Here is a 15593-nt window from a genome sequence, read left to right on the forward strand (position 1 = left end):
ATGAGTGATTTTGAAAAACGCATGCTGCCTGCGCAGCACTGCGAGCTTCGCGCTGTCCCGACGCAAGAGGGCGGCGATCAGAACGCGTCGCCGCGCATTGCCGGATACGGCGCTGTTTTCAATCAGCGTAGTGATCTGCTGGGGGGCTTCTTTGTAGAGCTGATTGCACCGGGTGCATTCGATGAGGTCCTTACACAGGACGTGCGCGGGCTGTTCAACCATGATCCTAACTATCTGTTGGGTCGCACAGTCAGCGGCACGTTGCGGCTCTCGGTAGACCAACGTGGCCTGGCTTACGAGATCGACACCCCTAACACGCAGACCATTCGCGACCTGGTTGTCGAGCCGCTTAAGCGCGGTGACATGAGCGGTAGCAGCTTCGCCATGCGTGTTGCTCCGGGGGGTGACACGTGGCACGAAGAAGACGGCGTGGTGGTGCGGACGATTTACAAGATCGCCGAACTGCGCGACGTGGGCCCAGTGTCCTTTCCCGCCTATCCCGATTCAAGCGCTGCCCAGCGCTCCTTGAATGCCTGGAAGCAGGCGAACACCGAAGGCCTTGAGGGTCGCGCTTTGTTTGAGCGTGAAGCCCGAGAGCGCCTGCTGGATTTGAACGACCTTTAAGCCCTTGGGGGATCTATGACACTGCAACAACTTAAAGAGCTGTACGCCCAAAAATCTGCCGAAATGCGTAGCCTGCATGAAAGCACGGGTGATGAAGCATGGACCGGCGAAGTGCGTGCCAAGTGGGAGGCGATGAAAGTCGACCTCAAAGCGTTGAAGGAGAAGATCGAGCGCGAGGAAGAATTGCGTGAGAATGATCAGTCCTTTGTCGAAGAGCGCGCTCGTAGCGGCAACCATGGCGCCCAGCCTCAACCAGAACTGACGGGTGCCGACGCTGAACAACGAAGCGCTTTCGATGCATTCTTGCGTCGCGGCACGGAGCCGCTGACGGCTGAACAACGTTCAGCTGTATTTGCTATGCGTGCTCAGGCTACCAACCCTAATGAAGCGGGTGGCTTTACTGTCCCCACCACGTTGCAGGCGCGGGTAATTGAATCGCTGAACACCTATGGCGGTATTGCGGCTGTCTGTCAGCTACTCAATACCGACAATGGTGCACCCATTGCCTGGGCGGTGAGCAATGGCGGTGAAGAAGAAGGCGAGCTGATTGGGGAAAACAAGCAAGCCAACGAAAAAGATGTCGAGTTTGGTATGGGCACTTTGGGTTCGTACACAATCAGCTCAAAGATTATTCGTGTCTCTGAACAGCTGTTGCAGGATTCCGGTATTGATATGGAAGCCTTTCTGGCTGGCCGCATCAGCAAGCGTTGTGGACGCACTCGTAACCGCCTGATCGTGCAGGGCACTGGCGCAGCCGAGGCGGCAGATGCGCCGGCCCAGCCTAAGGGACTGGAAGCCTCGGTAAGCGTGGGCAGCGTTACAGCCAATGCAACCAAGTTCACCTGGCAGGAAGTGAACAGCCTGATTCACTCGGTCGACCCGGCCTATCGTGCGGCTCCGAAATTCCGCTTGGCCTTCAACGACAAAACCTGTCAGGCCCTTGAAGAAATGGTCGATGGCAATAACCGTCCTCTCTGGCTGCCGGGCATTGATAGCGACCGTCCGGCGACCATTCTTAAACAGCAATACGTCATTGATCAGGCAATTGCTGATATTGCTGCTGGCAAGAAGTTTATGTTTGCCGGCGACTTTAACGAGCTGATCTTGCGCGCCGTGCGCAGCTTGACGCTGAAACGCTTGGTTGAGCGTTACGCCGAGTATGGCCAAGTGGGCTTTCTTGCGTTCCTGCGTTTCGGCATCGTCCTGCAGGACACGGCCGCGATCAAGGCGTTGGCAGGCAAAGGCGCCGAAGTCGCAGCCTGATAAGGAGCGGGGCCGCGCAAGTGGCCCCTGTGCGCTGATGCTGGAACTTTCCATGATCAAGGCGCATCTGCGCCTCGATGACGACAGCACCGACGAAGACACGCTCTTGCAGGCTTACGGGCGTGCGGCGTGGAATTTGGTGCAGAACAAGACCGGGCGATTGCTGATTGCGGGTGATGCGTTGCCAGATGATGCGCCCGAAAACGCTCTGCTACTGGATGATGATTGGCGCTTGGCCATGCTGCTGCTGGTTGCCCATTGGTACGAGCATCGAGAGGCCGCCAGTGAGGCCACCGGCATGAAGGTGCTGCCGTTGGCCGTGGATGCGTTGATTGGCCCTTACCGTTGGTTCAGCTTATGAATGAGCCGGCCATAGGTGAGCTGGATACGCGGGTGACGCTGCGTCACCGTGACGACCAACCCAATGAATTCGATGCCGACCTGGAGTCGAGCTTTCCAGTTCAAAAACGAACGTGGGCCAAGGTCGAGCCGGTGGGCAGCGCGTTGTATTCGGGCAGTGTTCAGGCTGACAGCATCATGACTCACCGCATCACCATTCGTTACCGTAACGGCATTACCAACGATTGGGAGGCGGTGGTAGGTGAAGGCGAGGGCGCCACGGTTTACCGGGTTCGGCGCAGTTCGCATCTCAACGGTAAGCGCAGGTTTACGGTGCTGGAGGTAGAAGAACTATGACCCAACCTCATGTTGCGGCCTACATGCACTTTGGTGCGTTCGACGATTTTCAACGGGCCAACTTCAACCGTTCGGAAATCCGCAAGGGCTTTGCCAAGGTGGGGCGACTGGTTCAGAAAGAAGCCCGCAAACTCACCGGCAAAGCCAAGCGTTCGGGGCCTGATGGTTATCCGGGCCACAGGACTGGCCGGCTTACCAAGTCGATTACACCCAAAGTCAGCAGGTCGGGTTTTATGGTGCGGATCATGCCGAACAAAACCGCTGCCATGAAAGAGTATTACCCGGCCTACCTGCACTACGGTGTTAGAAACGGCGCCAAGCGAACCAAAGGCCACCGCCGTCAAGCTGACAACGGGCGAGGGTGGCGAATCGCGCCCCGCGAGAACTTCATGGAAGACGCCCTGCAAAAGAGCAATGACAGGATTGTCAGCATTTTGCAGGACGCATTCGCCAAGAGCCTACATAACGGCTAAGCCCGCCCAGTGCGGGCTTTTTGTTACGGGTGATTTATGAAAGTGACGCCTTTGGTGATGCACTTGCGTGCGCATTGCCCCGGCTTTACCAACGCCGTTACGGGTGGCATTGACTGGGAAAGCATCGAGAAAAGTTCAAAGCTGTCAGGCCTTGCGGCTTACGTGGTGCTGACCGACGAGCGCGCTGATCCTTCTGAGGCGCAAAACGTGATTTTGCAGGACGTGACCGAGGAATTTGACGTGTGCGTGGTCTTTCCGCAGCGCGCTGGGGACGAGCGCGGTCTTGCGGTGGGTGATCAGGTGGACGCGGTGCGCAAGGAGCTATGCCGCGCTTTGGTGGGGTTCAAGCCCGAGCCGGAATACGACCCGGTGGAATACGTGGGCCGGGAAATGTTGCTCAACAGCCGGGACAAGGCGGTTTACCGCTTCTCGTTTGTGACCGCTTTTCAGCTTGGCCGTAACCGCGAAAGTGATCCGGCTGAAACGTGGCACGAATACGAGCTGGACGGTTTGCCGCCGCTGGAAGGCATGAATATCAATATGGATTTTATCGACCCGATATTCGACAAGAACCTATCCCCTACAGGCCCTGACGGCCGTATCGAGTTTCAAGCCCGAGAGGATTTACAAAAGTGAAGCGCATTTATTTGAAACCCGCTCAGGGCCGGGATGTTCCCGACCCTGAGAAGGGCGGCGAACTGCTGCCCGAAACTGGCGCGCAAGTGCCGCATAACGCTTATTGGCAGCGCCGTATCAATGATGGTGATGCCGTTGAGTCCAAGCCCGCCAAAGTAGGTAAAGCAACATGAGTGTAGGGTTCAGCGCTATTCCAGGTGATCTACGTGTCCCGCTGTTTTATGCAGAGGTGGACAACTCAATGGCCAACAGCGGGCTGTCAACACTGCGCCGGCTGCTGGTGGGTCAGGTCAACGATGACGCGGAGGGCGATGAAATCGGCAAGTTGTCGATTGTGTCGCGCACGACTGAAGCACGCGCCATCGGTGGCGACGGGTCGATGATCGCGGCCATGCACAAGCAACTGCGCGCCATTGATCCGGCGGGCGAGGTCTGGTGTTTGCCACTCAAAGTGGCTGAGGGCGTATCTGCAACGGCCACCATCACCCTGACAGGCACAACCAGCGAAGCAGGACTGTTGAACCTTTACGTGGCGGGGCAGCGCGTACAGGCGATGGTGCCAAATCTGTCGCCGGCCTCGGCGGTTGCGGCCACCTTGGCCAACAAGATCAATGACGCCATTGAGCTGCCTGTGAAGGCGGCGGCGGTTGAGGGCGTTGTGACGCTCACGTCCAAATTCAAGGGCGTGCAGGCCAATGACATTCAGGTGGTGATGAACCGCTTGGGCCGGGTCAATGGCGAAATTACCCCGGCCGGTCTGACAGTGGTGGTCACGCCAATGTCAGGCGGCGCCGGTACGCCCGACATGGCGGCGGCGTTGGCAGCGTTGGGGGATGAAGAATTTGAGTTCATTTGCCAGCCTTGGACCGATGCACAAACGCTGGACGCGTGGAAAGAAACCATGGATGACAGCGCCGGGCGCTGGTCATGGGCCAAGCAGATTTATGGCCATGTCTACAGCGTTCGCCGTGGCACGTTGGGCGAGCATGTCGCTGCCGGCCGGCTTCGCAATGACCCGCACATGACCATTTTGGGCATTGAAAAAGGGGTGCCACAGCCGGTGTGGGAAGTGGCCGCGCAACTGGTGGCCCGCACGGCGGTATTCATCAGCGCTGACCCGGCCTGTCCCACTCAAACGGGGGAGCTGGGCGGCATTGACCCGGCGCCGGTCAGTGAGCGTTTCACGCTGACAGAGTTCCAGTCGTTGCTGGGGTATGGCACGGCCACGGCGAACTATTCGGGCGGTGCGCTGCGCATTCAGCGCGCTGTAACGACCTACCAGCGCAACGCGTACGACCAGCCCGACGACTCGTATCTGGACAGCGAAACGTTGCATCAGTCGGCGCACGTGCTGCGTGTGTTGCGTAGCCGTATTACCAGCAAGTATGGCCGCCACAAGCTAGCCAATGACGGGACCAACTTTGGCCCCGGCCAGCGCATTGTCACCCCTGTGGTGATTCGTGGGGAGTTGATTGCCGCGTATGGCGAGCTTGAGCGGGCTGGCATTGTTGAAAACATGGAAATGTTCAAGGCCAACTTGATCGTAGAGCGCGATCCGGCTAACCCCAACCGGTTGAACGTGCTGTTCCCGCCAGATCTGGTCAACCAGCTCCGCGTTTTTGCGCTGTTGTATCAGTTCCGGTTGCAGTACCCCGAAGCGGCGTAAAGCCATAAGAAACACCCAAGCCCGCCCTGTGCGGGCTTTTTCATTGGAGCACCCCTTATGGGTCAGAAAGTTGCGGGCACGTGCTACATCAAGATTGACGGTGAGCAGATCGTTATCACTGGCGGCGTGGAATGCCCGCTGTCGAAGGTCAAGCGTGAAACCATCATGCCGGGTTACTTCAAAGAGGAAGACCTGGCCCCCTTCATCAGCGTTGATGCCCTGAAAACACCGGGCTTCCCGCACCAGAAAATTGCCGAGTCTCAGAACATGACCATTACCGCCGAATTCAAGGACGGCAGTAGCTACGTGTTGAGCGGCGCTTATGCAGTGGATGAAATCAAAGTGACCGGCGATGACGGCAAGGTCTCGCTCAAATTCGAAGGCGTATCAGGGGATTGGCAGTAATGGAAAAGACGAACTTTAAATTGAGCCGCCCCATCAAGGCGCATGGTGAAGAAGTCACAGAACTGAGTATTCGTCGGCCAACCACTCAAGAGGCCCGCGCTATCAAGCTGTTGCCCTACACCTTGGGGGAAACCGGTCACCCGGTGGCTGATCTTGAAGTCGCTGCCAAGTATTTGGCTGTTTGCGCTGCGATCCCGGCCGGGTCGGTAAACGAATTGGATTTGTCCGACCTGAACACACTGGCTTGGATGATCGTTGGTTTTTTCCTCAATCCCGCTTCGCCAGTCCCGACGACCTGATTGCACTGGTCTACGACCTTGCGTGGTTCTGGAAGACCGACCCAGAAGCAATGAAGAACCAGCCGCTGGACGTGATCCTTGAAAGTGAGGAACACGCTTGGCGAATCTCGGCGTTAGTGGGGAGCAATAATGTCTGACAGGTTTCAGCTCAAGGCGCTTATTACCGGTGTTGACCGGCTGTCGCCAGTGCTCGGGGGGATTCGTCGTAACGCCAACAACTTGCGCCGGCAGCTAACCGAATCAGGCCTTGGCAAGATCGGCTTTATGGAAGCCTTGCAGGGCGGCGCACTGGCGCTGCCCTTTGTGCTTGGGGCCAAGGAGGCCATGCGCTTTGAGAGCGCCATGGCGGACGTCAAGAAGGTGGTTAACTTCGACTCCCCCGATCAGTTCAAGCAGATGAGCAAGGACGTGCTCAACCTGTCAGAGCAACTGCCAATGGCGGCAAACGGCATTGCACAGATTGTGGCGGCGGGTGGCCAATCGGGTATTGCGCGGGAGGATTTGAGCCAGTTCGCCCAAGATGCCGTAAAAATGGGCATTGCTTTTGATCAGACGGCAGAACAGTCCGGCTCGATGATGGCCAAGTGGCGCACGGCGTTCAAACTCAATCAGGAAGAAGTCGTTACCCTGGCTGACAAGATCAACTATTTGGGCAATACCGGCGCGGCGAGTACCGCGCAAATTTCTAACATCGTGACGGCCATTGGCCCGCTGGGTGAAATCGCCGGTTTGAATGCCGGGCAACTGGCGGCAATGGGTTCGGCGCTGGCCGGTGTGGGTATTGCTCAGGATGTCGCGGCTACGGGCATGAAGAACTTCGCCCTGACCCTGACCGCCGGCAGCGCCGCCACCAAGTCGCAGCAGATGGCGTTCAAGGCCTTGCGGCTTGATGCCAACGAAATCGCACGGGGCATGCAGACGGACTCCGAGGGCACCATTAACAAGGTGCTCCAGTCGGTGGCCAAGGTCGATAAGGCCAAGCAGGCCGCTGTGCTGACCAATCTGTTCGGTAAGGAATCGGTAGGGGCTATTGCCCCCTTGCTGACCAACCTTGACGTGCTGCAAAAGAACTTCAAGGCCGTGGGGGACAAGACAAAATACGCGGGCTCGATGGAGGGTGAATACAAGGCCCGATCAGAGACCACTGAAAACGCCCTGCAATTATTGCAAAACCGCATGACGGCCTTGGCCATCACGGTAGGCACTGTGTTGCTGCCGCCGTTCAACGACTTCATGGCCACGGTGGGGCCAATCATCAGCAAGGTTTCAACGCTGGCAGATGCCAACCCGTGGTTGATTAAAGGGCTGTTGGGTGCGGCTGTCGGCTTTGGTGTGTTGCGGGTGGCCACGGCTGGTACAACGGCTGCGCTGGGTCTGATGAACGCTGTCGTGGGTATGAGCCCGGTAGGGTTGATCGTGCGCGGTATTGCGTTGGCGGCGGGTTTGCTCATTGGCAACTGGTCAACGGTCGCGCCGTACTTTGAGGCGATCTGGAAGCGCATCGAGAAACCGGCGATGGCGGTGTGGGGGTGGTTGAAAACGGCGTTTTCGTGGACGCCGATCGGGATGATCATCGAGAACTGGCAACCGCTGACAGCGTTTTTTGGCTCCATGTGGGAGCTGACTAAAGCGCTGTCTGTACCGTTCATGGACTTTATGGCCAGCATCTTCGACTGGACGCCGCTGGGGATGATCGTTAACAACTGGGAGCCCATCAGCGGTTTCTTCCAGTCCATGTGGAACAAGCTCAAGCCGATCCTTGAGCCCATGATGAAGCTCTTCGGGATTGGGTCGGATGGCCCCGGATTCCTTGAGTCGGCAAAAACGACGGTGGACGGCTGGACGGAACGCCAGAAGCTGGCCAACGCCGGAGAGGGTGGCGGCACTGGGGAGTTCCTGCGGGCGGATGCCGCCCAGGCGCAGCGCAATCAAAACATTCTGCAAGGGGCTACGCGCTCGGCTGATCTGCTACGGCCGCCGGCTAATGATCCAGTCGTACCCGGCGGTTTAATACGTGCCCCGACTTTGCAACTGGTGAGTTCGCAACCGCCGCCACTGCCCGCACCCGGCAAGCCGTTACGCGTAACGGGCGCTGAGTCCTTGCCTGTGCCGGGCAATCTGTTGCGTCAATCCGAGGTTGAGCCCCTACTGAATCCGGGCCAGTTGCTGAACCGTACTCAGGCGGTGCGGCCAGTCAGGCCGGGCGACCTGTTGCCCGAGGCTGAGGCCCCCACTGTGCCGCGTCCGGGCGCGTTGGTGGCGATGCCTGAGCAGCGTGAAATGCCCAAGCCGGGCAGTCTTCTACAGCAGCACAAGCCGACCCCGCCTTCGGGTGAGTTGGTGGCTCAGCGTGGGTCTCTGGTGCAGCAGACGGCAGCCAATAACCGCACCAGTCTGGAAGGCGCAATGGTGGTTCGCTTCGACAATGCGCCACAGGGCATGCGGGTTGATCCCATGAAAACGAATCAGCCGGGTCTTACCGTGACCCCGCAAGTCGGTTACCGAAGTTTGGCAAGGGAAGGATAGCGGCCGATGGCAGATACAACGTGGCGCGATCAGTTACAGCCGGCCTCGTTCAGGGGCGTCCCGTTCTTTGTGGACAGTGACAGCCAGTCTGTAGGTCGGCGCACGCAGGTGCATGAGTACCCGCAACGGGATAAGCCATTTGTAGAGGATCTTGGCCGTAAAACGCGGATTCCAAAACTAGCGGCTTTTGTGGTGGGGGATGATTGTTTTGTAAAACGTGATGACCTGTTAAAAGCACTCGATCAGCCTGGCCCCGGCGAATTGATACACCCATGGTTTGGCCGCATGACGGTCACGGCGACAGATTGCGACGTGTCCCATGAGCGTCGTGAGGGTGGGGTAGTTCGGTTTGATCTGACGTTTGTAGAGGATGGTGAGAAGGGTTTTCCGGCCGGGGTGCCCAACACCTCAAAGCAACTGGAAGAATCCTCTGAGACCCTGCTGGAGTCGGCTCTGTCGCGCTACAAGGCGGCAATGGCCATTGTGAACCGAGCCCGGTTATCAGTGGCCGCACTGCAAAACAGCATTGCCGGTGTGCAAATGCTGATCCAGCGCGAGTTTGCTTCTCTGATTGGTCTGGTGGGGTCGGTCGAGGCTTTGGCGGACATGCTGATCAATGCGCCGGGTAATTTCAGTGCCATGTTTCGCGCTCAATTCGCCCGCTTCGGCCAGTCCTACACAGGTTCATCGACCAAGCCCTATAACTCGGGTTACAGCAACTCGGGTTCAGGCTCAGGCAGTTCAGGCGGTGCGGTCGGGAGTGGCGGCGCAGTATCGGGGGCGGCGGTTGAAGCTGATCCGCTGTTCATGCAGACGGTTGCAAAACTGGCGGATACCGAACCCGGCTTCACCAGCTTTGTCGAGTCAAGACGCGACGTCACCAGCAAGCTGGAGGCAGCACGAACCCTGACGGCGGCGGCAGTGGCAGACTCGGTGGCCAACAGTGCAGCCGGCGGCTTGGCCACCGTTGCAGTGGTCAAGGCGGCACGGGAATTGGTGCGGGATATGCTGTTGGTCCATGCGGTGCGTACTTCCGCCGCCATGCCGGTGGTGCTCCCGCCGGCGGCGTTGCCGGCTGTGCCTTCTCTGGAACAGCAAGTGGCATTGCCCATTGTTCGGCCTGAAGTGCCTGCGGCCGATGAAATTATTGCGCTGCGTGATGCGGCGTGCGAAGCGCTATGGGGGGCAGCACTGGCCGCCCCTCACGAGCACTTCACGCAGCTTGAGAGCGTGCGTAAGCAGTTGCAAACACACCTGACCCAAGTTGCCCGCTCGGGTGTGCGCTTGGTGCAGGTCACGCCCAAACAAAGCCTGCCTGCGTTGGTGCTGGCTTATCAGCGCTTTGGTGACGCGTCGCGGGCGCAAGAAATCGTTACGCGTAACAGGGTCAAACACCCCGGCTTTCTGCCGCCTGCGGTGTTGCAAGTCGCTCAGGAGTAAACCCCATGCAAAACACCAATGCCGTGACGCTCAGCGTCAACGGACTGGATTACCGTGGCTGGGAAAAAGTCAGCATCAGCGCAGGGATAGAACGACAAAGCCGGGACTTTTCCCTCGACGTGACATGGCGTTGGCCGGGGCAGGACACGGAAATTCCTGTGCGCCAAGGCGCTCGATGCGAGGTCAGGATAGGCGAGGATCTGGTTTTAACGGGCTGGGTATTCGCTACGCCAATCAGCTATGACGCCACCAAAGTCAGCCGCAGCATTAGCGGACGATCTTTAACCGCGGATCTGGTGGACTGCGCAGCAATCAATAAGCCGGGCCAGTGGCGCAACCAAAGCGTGCAACAGGTGGTGCAGGCGCTGGCCGACTCGTACGGCATCAGCGTGCTTAGCGAAGTGCCCGAAACCGACAAGCTGATCGACCACACCATTGAACCGGGTGAAACCGTTTTCGAGTCCATCGACCGCCTGCTGACGTTATCGCGTTTGTTGTCGACGGATGACGCGCGTGGGCGACTGGTGATCGTCAAGCCGGGCAGTGCTGGCCGCGCAGTTGATCGCCTGGAGCTGGGGAAAAATATTCTCACCGGTTCGGGGGCTTTGGATTTTTCCGGCGTGTTCTCCGACTACGAAGTGGTGGGGCAGCGGGCTGGAACGGACACCGTCCACGGAGAGGGCGCGTCAGAGGTGCAGGCCAGTGTCAGTGACCCACGGGCTGCCAGAAAGCGGGTGTTGCTGATTCATGAAAGTGGCCAGCTCAGCCCCGAGCTGGCCAGCGCACGGGCCAACTGGGAGCGCGGTAATCGCATCGGCAAGGCGCTTTCGTTGCAATACAAAGTGCAGGGGTGGCGGCAATCCAATGGCGAGCTATGGCGCCCGAACATGTTGGTGCGCGTGGTTGATCCGCTCATAGGCATCGACCGCGACATGCTGATCAGTGAAATCGAATACGTGCTCGATGACAGCGGCACCACGGCTGCCATGACCGTGGCGCCGCCTGATGCCTTTGAACCGGAACCCAAAGACCCGCACAAAGCCCGCAAGCTGAAAAAGGGCGGCAAGGCGGACAACTTTGAATACCTGATCCCTGCTGACTGGAAGCCCGAATGAGCCTGATGAATAAAGTGTTTGCCCGTGGGGTTGTCAGTCTGGTGAATGCCACAAGCAAACTCCAAAGCCTGCAAATGCGCCTGCTGGCCGGGGAAATGAAAGACGACATGGAACACCTCGAACCGTATGGCTACACGTCCAATCCGCATCCGGGTGCAGAGGGGTTAGCGGCTTTCATTGGCGGTGATCGTTCACACGGCGTGGTGGTTTGCATTGCAGACCGGCGCTTTCGGCTGGCAGGTCTTGAGACCGGTGAGGTCGCGTTGTACACCGATGAAGGCGACGTTTTGCACTTCAAGCGTGATCGGGTTATCGAGATTGAAACCATGACCCTGAAAATCAAAGCCGGTACGGCTGTCGAGTTCGACACGCCGTTGATCCACACCACAGGGCGAATTGTCTCGGACGGCGATCAGGTGGCCGCCAAGGTCAGCCAAGTGAATCACGTACACGAAGGGTCGGACAAAAAACCGGTGCCTGGGGGATAGCTGATGGCCGTTATCAATAGCGAAAACGTGGACAGCGCTTGGCGAAGGGCAGCGGTAAACAGTCTGCTTACGTGGCGTCGGGCCTCCCCTGATGACCCGTTGGACGATGACGAACGCTACGGCTGGTGGGGAGACAGCTTTCCCACGCAGGCCAATGACCGTATCGGGTCACGGCTTTGGCAGTTGCGCCGCCGCAAGCTGACGGCGACCACGGAGCGCGATGCCGAGGCGTTCGCCCGCGAGTCGCTGCAATGGATGCTCGACGATGGCCGCGTGACGCATATCGACATCATCGTGACACGCGGCCTTGACCGGCTGGACTTGCAAGTGGTGCTTCACATGCGCGAAGGCGGGCCCGTGGAAATTTATCTTGAAAACCTTTGGTTGGTGATCAATGCCATTTAATACCCCGTCACTCCCGGAGCTGATTGCCCGAGCCCAAAGCGACTTGGGCGGCTCCAGCGCCTTGCTGCGCTCTGATGCCGAAGTGCTGGCCCGCGTCTTTGCGGGGGCTGCTTATGGGCGCTACGGCCATCAGGAATACATTGCCGCGCAAATTCTCCCTGACACCGCTGACGAGGACACATTGCGGCGCATGGCTCGGGCGCGGCTCAAACGCGACCGGCTGGACGCTGTGGCGGCGACAGGATCAGCAAGTTTTATCGGCGCAGCGCCCGCCCTTCTGGACGCCGGCACGTTGTTGCAGCGTGAGGATGGTGTGCGCTTTCGCGTTACCGCATCGGTCAAGCTGGTCAAGACGCAAGGTGTCGCCCAACTGGAGGCGTTAGAGCCCGGCCAGTTAGGCAATACACCGGCAGGCACAGTGTTGCGACTGGTCTCACCGGCGCGGGGTGTTGGGACGGAGTTCACGGTGATGGCTCCCGGTCTGGGAGGCGGCACAGAGCAAGAAAGCATAGAGACCCTGCGCGGGCGGGTGATTCGCTCGTACCGGGTGATCCCTCACGGCGGCAGTTCCAGCGACTACGTGACGTGGGCCTTAGAGGTGGCAGGCGTGACGCGTGCGTGGCTGATTCGTCACTGGCTTGGCCCCGGTACGGTCGGGCTTTTCTTTGTCCGTGATGATGATATCGACCTGATCCCCAGTGCAGAAGCCTGCGCCGTTGTTGAGGCTTACATCCAGAAAGAGCGCCCCGTCACGGCAGAGCTATACGTGCTTCCCCCTGTGGAAAGACCCATTCAGTACCGAATCAAGCTGACCCCTGACAGCGGGGTAGTTCGGGCGGCTGTTGAGGCAGCGCTGGTGGATTTGCATAACCGGGAATCTGACTTGGGTGGCGTGATGCTGAACACCCATATCCGGGAGGCAATCAGCGGCGCGACGGGCGAAAAAGACCACGACCTACAGAGCCCGTCAGGAAACATTACCGCCGCCCGTAACGAGCTGCTGACGTACGGGGGGGTGCAATGGCTATAAGAACAGCCCCCGACTATTACCAGCAATTACGTGCCCTGTTGCCTCCCGGCCCTGCGTGGGAGCTGGAGTTCTCCCCGGACATTGACGCGTTGTTGCAGGCCGGAGCGCAAGAGCTGGCCCGTGAGGACTTGCGGGCCGCTGACCTGCTGGCCGAGAGCCTGCCGGATACCGTGCGCGAACTGGTCCCTGACTGGGAGCGCGTCATGAATCTGCCTGATGCGTGCATGGGCGAGTTCCCGCGTTTTGAAGATCGTCAGTTGGCGGTTCGCCGCCGACTGGTCGAAGTCGGTGGCCAGACCCCGGCGTATTTCGTTGAGCTGGCCATCAGTCAAGGCTACCCCCATGCCAAGGTGATCGAGCATAGAGCGCCGCGTTTTGGCTCGCGCTCGCGCTTCGGGTCTGCGCGCTTTGGTACGTGGGTGGCGCAGTTCATGTGGACATTAGAAACCGGGCCTCGCAGGCGCCTTGGGCGGCGCTTTGGTGCCAGTTACTGGGGCGAGACCTTCGGGGGTAATCCGAGCGGGGCCTTGGAGTGCGTGCTACGCAGAGCGGCCCCGGCCCACACAGTTGAATTTATTAATTACGGTGAGCAGTCCTAATGGATTATCCAAAGAGCGTTCCAAACGTAGGTTTGGTCGAAGGCAAGTTTGTTGATGAAAACTCCACCACGGGCCAAGTGGGTTCATTGATCCCCTCCGCGTGGGGCAACTCGGTTACTGAAGAGCTGTTGAGCGTTATCAAAGCGGCCGGCCTGACACCGGATGAAAGTCAGGTTAACCAGTTGTTGAAGGCTATCCAGACCTTCGCAGCGGCCGACATGAAGAAAACGGTACGAGTGGCCACTACGGGAGCAATTGCTCTCAGCGGCCTACAGTCGATTGACGGCGTGGCTTTGGCGGCTGGTGACCGGGTGTTGGTGAAGAATCAGGCCAATGCGGCCCAAAATGGCCTGTACTCTGCCGGGGGCGGGGTATGGGTTCGCACTCAAGACGCAGATGAAAACATCGAGGTCAGCCCCGGCATGATGGTGCCTGTGCAAGCAGGCACGGTGAATTACGGATCTATCTGGCAATTGAGCAACATCACCCCGCCTAACGTGGGTGCTACGGCACTGAACTTTGAGCAGGTCTTGGGGAATACCGGTATAGCACCGGGAACTTACAAGAGCCTTACTGTTGATCGCAGGGGGCGTGCTATTGCAGGCAGCAACCCGACGACCCTTGCCGGGTATGGCATTACTGATGCTTTAAAGGTTGGGAGCATCAGTCGACAGCGTCCGCAGCTCTCAGCCCCTGAGCCTGGAGGAACTTCATCAGACGGTAATGGGGGCGCTTTACAGATTCTTGAGGCCGGCGGCGTTGCAGCGAGCACTTCTGACTTTGAATATGCGCCGCGAGCGGTCTTCCATTGGAGTGGGCGTTTAGCGCGTGATTTGGCCATGAGCGCCCAAGGGGTATTGTGCTGGGGTGGGCAGCAACTGTGGTCGGCTGCAACTTTCAACCCCGCCACAAAAGCTGACGCGGCGGCGATGACAGCAGCGCTTGCGACTAAAGCTGACAGCGCTACAACCTACACAAAGACCCAAACCACACAACTGATTGAGAGCGCAGTGGCCGCCCTTGTGGGCTCGTCTCCAGAATCCTTGAACACGCTCAATGAGCTGGCAGCAGCGTTGGGAAACAACCCGAACTTTGCCACGGCCATCAACGATGAGTTGGCCAAGCGTGTACGCAATACCGGCGACACCATGACCGGCCCGCTGACCCTTGCGGGCCTGACCACCAGCAGCCCTTCGATTAGCTTTAAGTCCGAAGAGGGCATCGGCTCGCTGAACGTCTACCGTCAGCGCCTGCGCTATATCGGCTATTACGGCAGTGAGTCAAAAGAGATTTTCTCGGCGGACTTTGTTACTGGCGATGTATTCAACGGGCGCGGCGCGTTGTGGGACGTGACCAAGTACCCGCCTGCGCAGTACCTCAAGGTTAACCAGTCTTTGGCCAGCGGTTCGAACCTGCATTGCGGCTCGGGGAATTCTCCGCAAATAGCCGCTCTGACCGGCGAAACCGGCTCATTGGAAGTGCATAACGAAGCCAACAGCGCGGCTTCGGCGGTGATGCTGTTTCACCGCAAAGGGATTTTCGGTGCGTACTTTGGTTTGGACACGGACAACCAGTTCAAGGTAGGCGGGCTGTCGATGGGTGCCAACGCCCACACTGTGTGGCACTCGGGGAATGCTCCGAAGAACACCAGCAGCATGGGCGCTACTGGGTGGTGGCGATGCGCTGATACAGGCCTGATTCGCATGTGGGGTGTGACCGCCAATTTGGGGCAGGATGCGGCTATAGCGGTGGCGTTTCCCATGACATTCCCCGGCGCCATTTTGGGCGTGAATTTCGTGCAGAACGCCGAGATGAAAGGCAGTGCTGTTGGCAACTATGCCGTTAAAGATGTAACGCGTACGGGGTTCACCATCGTTAACGGTAACGATGGCGTAGGCCCGTGCTACTGGGAGGCTTGGGGTAACTGA

General features: G+C 58.7%; 18 protein-coding genes. All 18 read left to right on the forward strand.

What is annotated here, in order from left to right; all coding sequences use genetic code 11:
- Complete coding sequence (locus tag BKD70_RS12240; protein WP_047276632.1) at positions 1–624, forward strand: HK97 family phage prohead protease; 624 nt, start codon at positions 1–3, stop codon at positions 622–624.
- Between the two features lie 15 nt (positions 625–639).
- On the forward strand, positions 640–1887 hold the full coding sequence (locus BKD70_RS12245) for a phage major capsid protein (RefSeq protein ID WP_047276630.1): 1248 nt from the start codon (positions 640–642) through the stop codon (positions 1885–1887).
- Positions 1888–1924: 37 nt separating this feature from the next.
- Complete coding sequence (locus BKD70_RS12250) at positions 1925–2248, forward strand: head-tail connector protein (protein ID WP_047276628.1); 324 nt, start codon at positions 1925–1927, stop codon at positions 2246–2248.
- The gene (locus BKD70_RS12255) at positions 2245–2583 is read left to right on the forward strand and encodes a phage head closure protein (RefSeq protein WP_047276626.1); all 339 of its coding nucleotides are present in this window, start codon (positions 2245–2247) and stop codon (positions 2581–2583) included. The genes BKD70_RS12250 and BKD70_RS12255 overlap by 4 nt, the downstream gene beginning before the upstream one ends.
- Entirely contained in the window at positions 2580–3056 is a 477-nt protein-coding gene (locus BKD70_RS12260) for a hypothetical protein (RefSeq protein ID WP_047276625.1), read from the forward strand. The genes BKD70_RS12255 and BKD70_RS12260 overlap by 4 nt, the downstream gene beginning before the upstream one ends.
- Positions 3057–3092: 36 nt before the next feature.
- Positions 3093–3692 (forward strand): hypothetical protein, encoded by a 600-nt coding sequence (locus BKD70_RS12265; RefSeq protein ID WP_047276623.1) that lies wholly within the window; start codon positions 3093–3095, stop codon positions 3690–3692.
- Positions 3689–3865, forward strand: a complete 177-nt coding sequence (locus tag BKD70_RS24240) for a DUF2635 domain-containing protein (RefSeq protein ID WP_205884296.1) — start codon at positions 3689–3691, stop codon at positions 3863–3865. The genes BKD70_RS12265 and BKD70_RS24240 overlap by 4 nt, the downstream gene beginning before the upstream one ends.
- On the forward strand, positions 3862–5358 hold the full coding sequence (locus tag BKD70_RS12270; protein ID WP_047276622.1) for a phage tail sheath subtilisin-like domain-containing protein: 1497 nt from the start codon (positions 3862–3864) through the stop codon (positions 5356–5358). Before BKD70_RS24240 ends, BKD70_RS12270 begins: the two co-directional genes overlap by 4 nt.
- A gap of 57 nt (positions 5359–5415) precedes the next feature.
- Positions 5416–5763 carry a phage tail tube protein gene (locus BKD70_RS12275; RefSeq protein WP_047276620.1) on the forward strand — a complete coding sequence of 116 codons (348 nt, stop codon included), beginning with the start codon at positions 5416–5418 and terminating at the stop codon, positions 5761–5763.
- Entirely contained in the window at positions 5763–6062 is a 300-nt protein-coding gene (locus BKD70_RS12280; RefSeq protein ID WP_047276618.1) for a phage tail assembly protein, read from the forward strand. Before BKD70_RS12275 ends, BKD70_RS12280 begins: the two co-directional genes overlap by 1 nt.
- Positions 6063–6191: 129 nt before the next feature.
- Positions 6192–8588, forward strand: coding sequence for a phage tail tape measure protein (locus tag BKD70_RS12285; RefSeq protein WP_052892192.1), 2397 nt, complete (start codon positions 6192–6194; stop codon positions 8586–8588).
- A gap of 6 nt (positions 8589–8594) precedes the next feature.
- Positions 8595–10028: a DNA circularization protein gene (locus BKD70_RS12290; protein WP_047276616.1), complete on the forward strand. Its 1434-nt coding sequence runs from the start codon at positions 8595–8597 to the stop codon at positions 10026–10028.
- Between the two features lie 5 nt (positions 10029–10033).
- Positions 10034–11143 (forward strand): phage baseplate assembly protein, encoded by a 1110-nt coding sequence (locus BKD70_RS12295; protein WP_047276614.1) that lies wholly within the window; start codon positions 10034–10036, stop codon positions 11141–11143.
- Positions 11140–11631, forward strand: a complete 492-nt coding sequence (locus BKD70_RS12300) for a phage baseplate assembly protein V (protein ID WP_047276612.1) — start codon at positions 11140–11142, stop codon at positions 11629–11631. Before BKD70_RS12295 ends, BKD70_RS12300 begins: the two co-directional genes overlap by 4 nt.
- 3 nt (positions 11632–11634) lie before the next feature.
- Positions 11635–12036: a phage GP46 family protein gene (locus tag BKD70_RS12305; protein ID WP_047276610.1), complete on the forward strand. Its 402-nt coding sequence runs from the start codon at positions 11635–11637 to the stop codon at positions 12034–12036.
- The gene (locus BKD70_RS12310) at positions 12026–13066 is read left to right on the forward strand and encodes a baseplate J/gp47 family protein (RefSeq protein ID WP_047276608.1); all 1041 of its coding nucleotides are present in this window, start codon (positions 12026–12028) and stop codon (positions 13064–13066) included. Before BKD70_RS12305 ends, BKD70_RS12310 begins: the two co-directional genes overlap by 11 nt.
- The gene (locus BKD70_RS12315) at positions 13057–13665 is read left to right on the forward strand and encodes a YmfQ family protein (RefSeq protein ID WP_047276606.1); all 609 of its coding nucleotides are present in this window, start codon (positions 13057–13059) and stop codon (positions 13663–13665) included. Before BKD70_RS12310 ends, BKD70_RS12315 begins: the two co-directional genes overlap by 10 nt.
- Positions 13665–15593 (forward strand): hypothetical protein, encoded by a 1929-nt coding sequence (locus BKD70_RS12320; RefSeq protein WP_139047517.1) that lies wholly within the window; start codon positions 13665–13667, stop codon positions 15591–15593. The genes BKD70_RS12315 and BKD70_RS12320 overlap by 1 nt, the downstream gene beginning before the upstream one ends.

This window comes from Pseudomonas sp. BS-2016, assembly GCF_001806145.1.
GTDB lineage: Bacteria > Pseudomonadota > Gammaproteobacteria > Pseudomonadales > Pseudomonadaceae > Aquipseudomonas > Aquipseudomonas lundensis.

Excerpts from the sequence above, each read along its gene's own strand:
- BKD70_RS12300 (WP_047276612.1), top strand. The coding sequence starts at position 11,140 with ATGAGCCTGATGAATAAAGTGTTTGCCCGTGGGGTTGTCAGTCTGGTG.
- BKD70_RS12290 (WP_047276616.1), top strand. The coding sequence starts at position 8,595 with ATGGCAGATACAACGTGGCGCGATCAGTTACAGCCGGCCTCGTTCAGG.
- BKD70_RS12305 (WP_047276610.1), top strand. The coding sequence starts at position 11,635 with ATGGCCGTTATCAATAGCGAAAACGTGGACAGCGCTTGGCGAAGGGCA.
- BKD70_RS12260 (WP_047276625.1), top strand. The coding sequence starts at position 2,580 with ATGACCCAACCTCATGTTGCGGCCTACATGCACTTTGGTGCGTTCGAC.
- BKD70_RS12310 (WP_047276608.1), top strand. The coding sequence starts at position 12,026 with ATGCCATTTAATACCCCGTCACTCCCGGAGCTGATTGCCCGAGCCCAA.
- BKD70_RS12255 (WP_047276626.1), top strand. The coding sequence starts at position 2,245 with ATGAATGAGCCGGCCATAGGTGAGCTGGATACGCGGGTGACGCTGCGT.
- BKD70_RS12315 (WP_047276606.1), top strand. The coding sequence starts at position 13,057 with ATGGCTATAAGAACAGCCCCCGACTATTACCAGCAATTACGTGCCCTG.
- BKD70_RS12280 (WP_047276618.1), top strand. The coding sequence starts at position 5,763 with ATGGAAAAGACGAACTTTAAATTGAGCCGCCCCATCAAGGCGCATGGT.
- BKD70_RS12270 (WP_047276622.1), top strand. The coding sequence starts at position 3,862 with ATGAGTGTAGGGTTCAGCGCTATTCCAGGTGATCTACGTGTCCCGCTG.
- BKD70_RS12285 (WP_052892192.1), top strand. The coding sequence starts at position 6,192 with ATGTCTGACAGGTTTCAGCTCAAGGCGCTTATTACCGGTGTTGACCGG.
- BKD70_RS12295 (WP_047276614.1), top strand. The coding sequence starts at position 10,034 with ATGCAAAACACCAATGCCGTGACGCTCAGCGTCAACGGACTGGATTAC.
- BKD70_RS12275 (WP_047276620.1), top strand. The coding sequence starts at position 5,416 with ATGGGTCAGAAAGTTGCGGGCACGTGCTACATCAAGATTGACGGTGAG.
- BKD70_RS12320 (WP_139047517.1), top strand. The coding sequence starts at position 13,665 with ATGGATTATCCAAAGAGCGTTCCAAACGTAGGTTTGGTCGAAGGCAAG.
- BKD70_RS12265 (WP_047276623.1), top strand. The coding sequence starts at position 3,093 with ATGAAAGTGACGCCTTTGGTGATGCACTTGCGTGCGCATTGCCCCGGC.
- BKD70_RS12245 (WP_047276630.1), top strand. The coding sequence starts at position 640 with ATGACACTGCAACAACTTAAAGAGCTGTACGCCCAAAAATCTGCCGAA.
- BKD70_RS12240 (WP_047276632.1), top strand. The coding sequence starts at position 1 with ATGAGTGATTTTGAAAAACGCATGCTGCCTGCGCAGCACTGCGAGCTT.
- BKD70_RS12250 (WP_047276628.1), top strand. The coding sequence starts at position 1,925 with ATGCTGGAACTTTCCATGATCAAGGCGCATCTGCGCCTCGATGACGAC.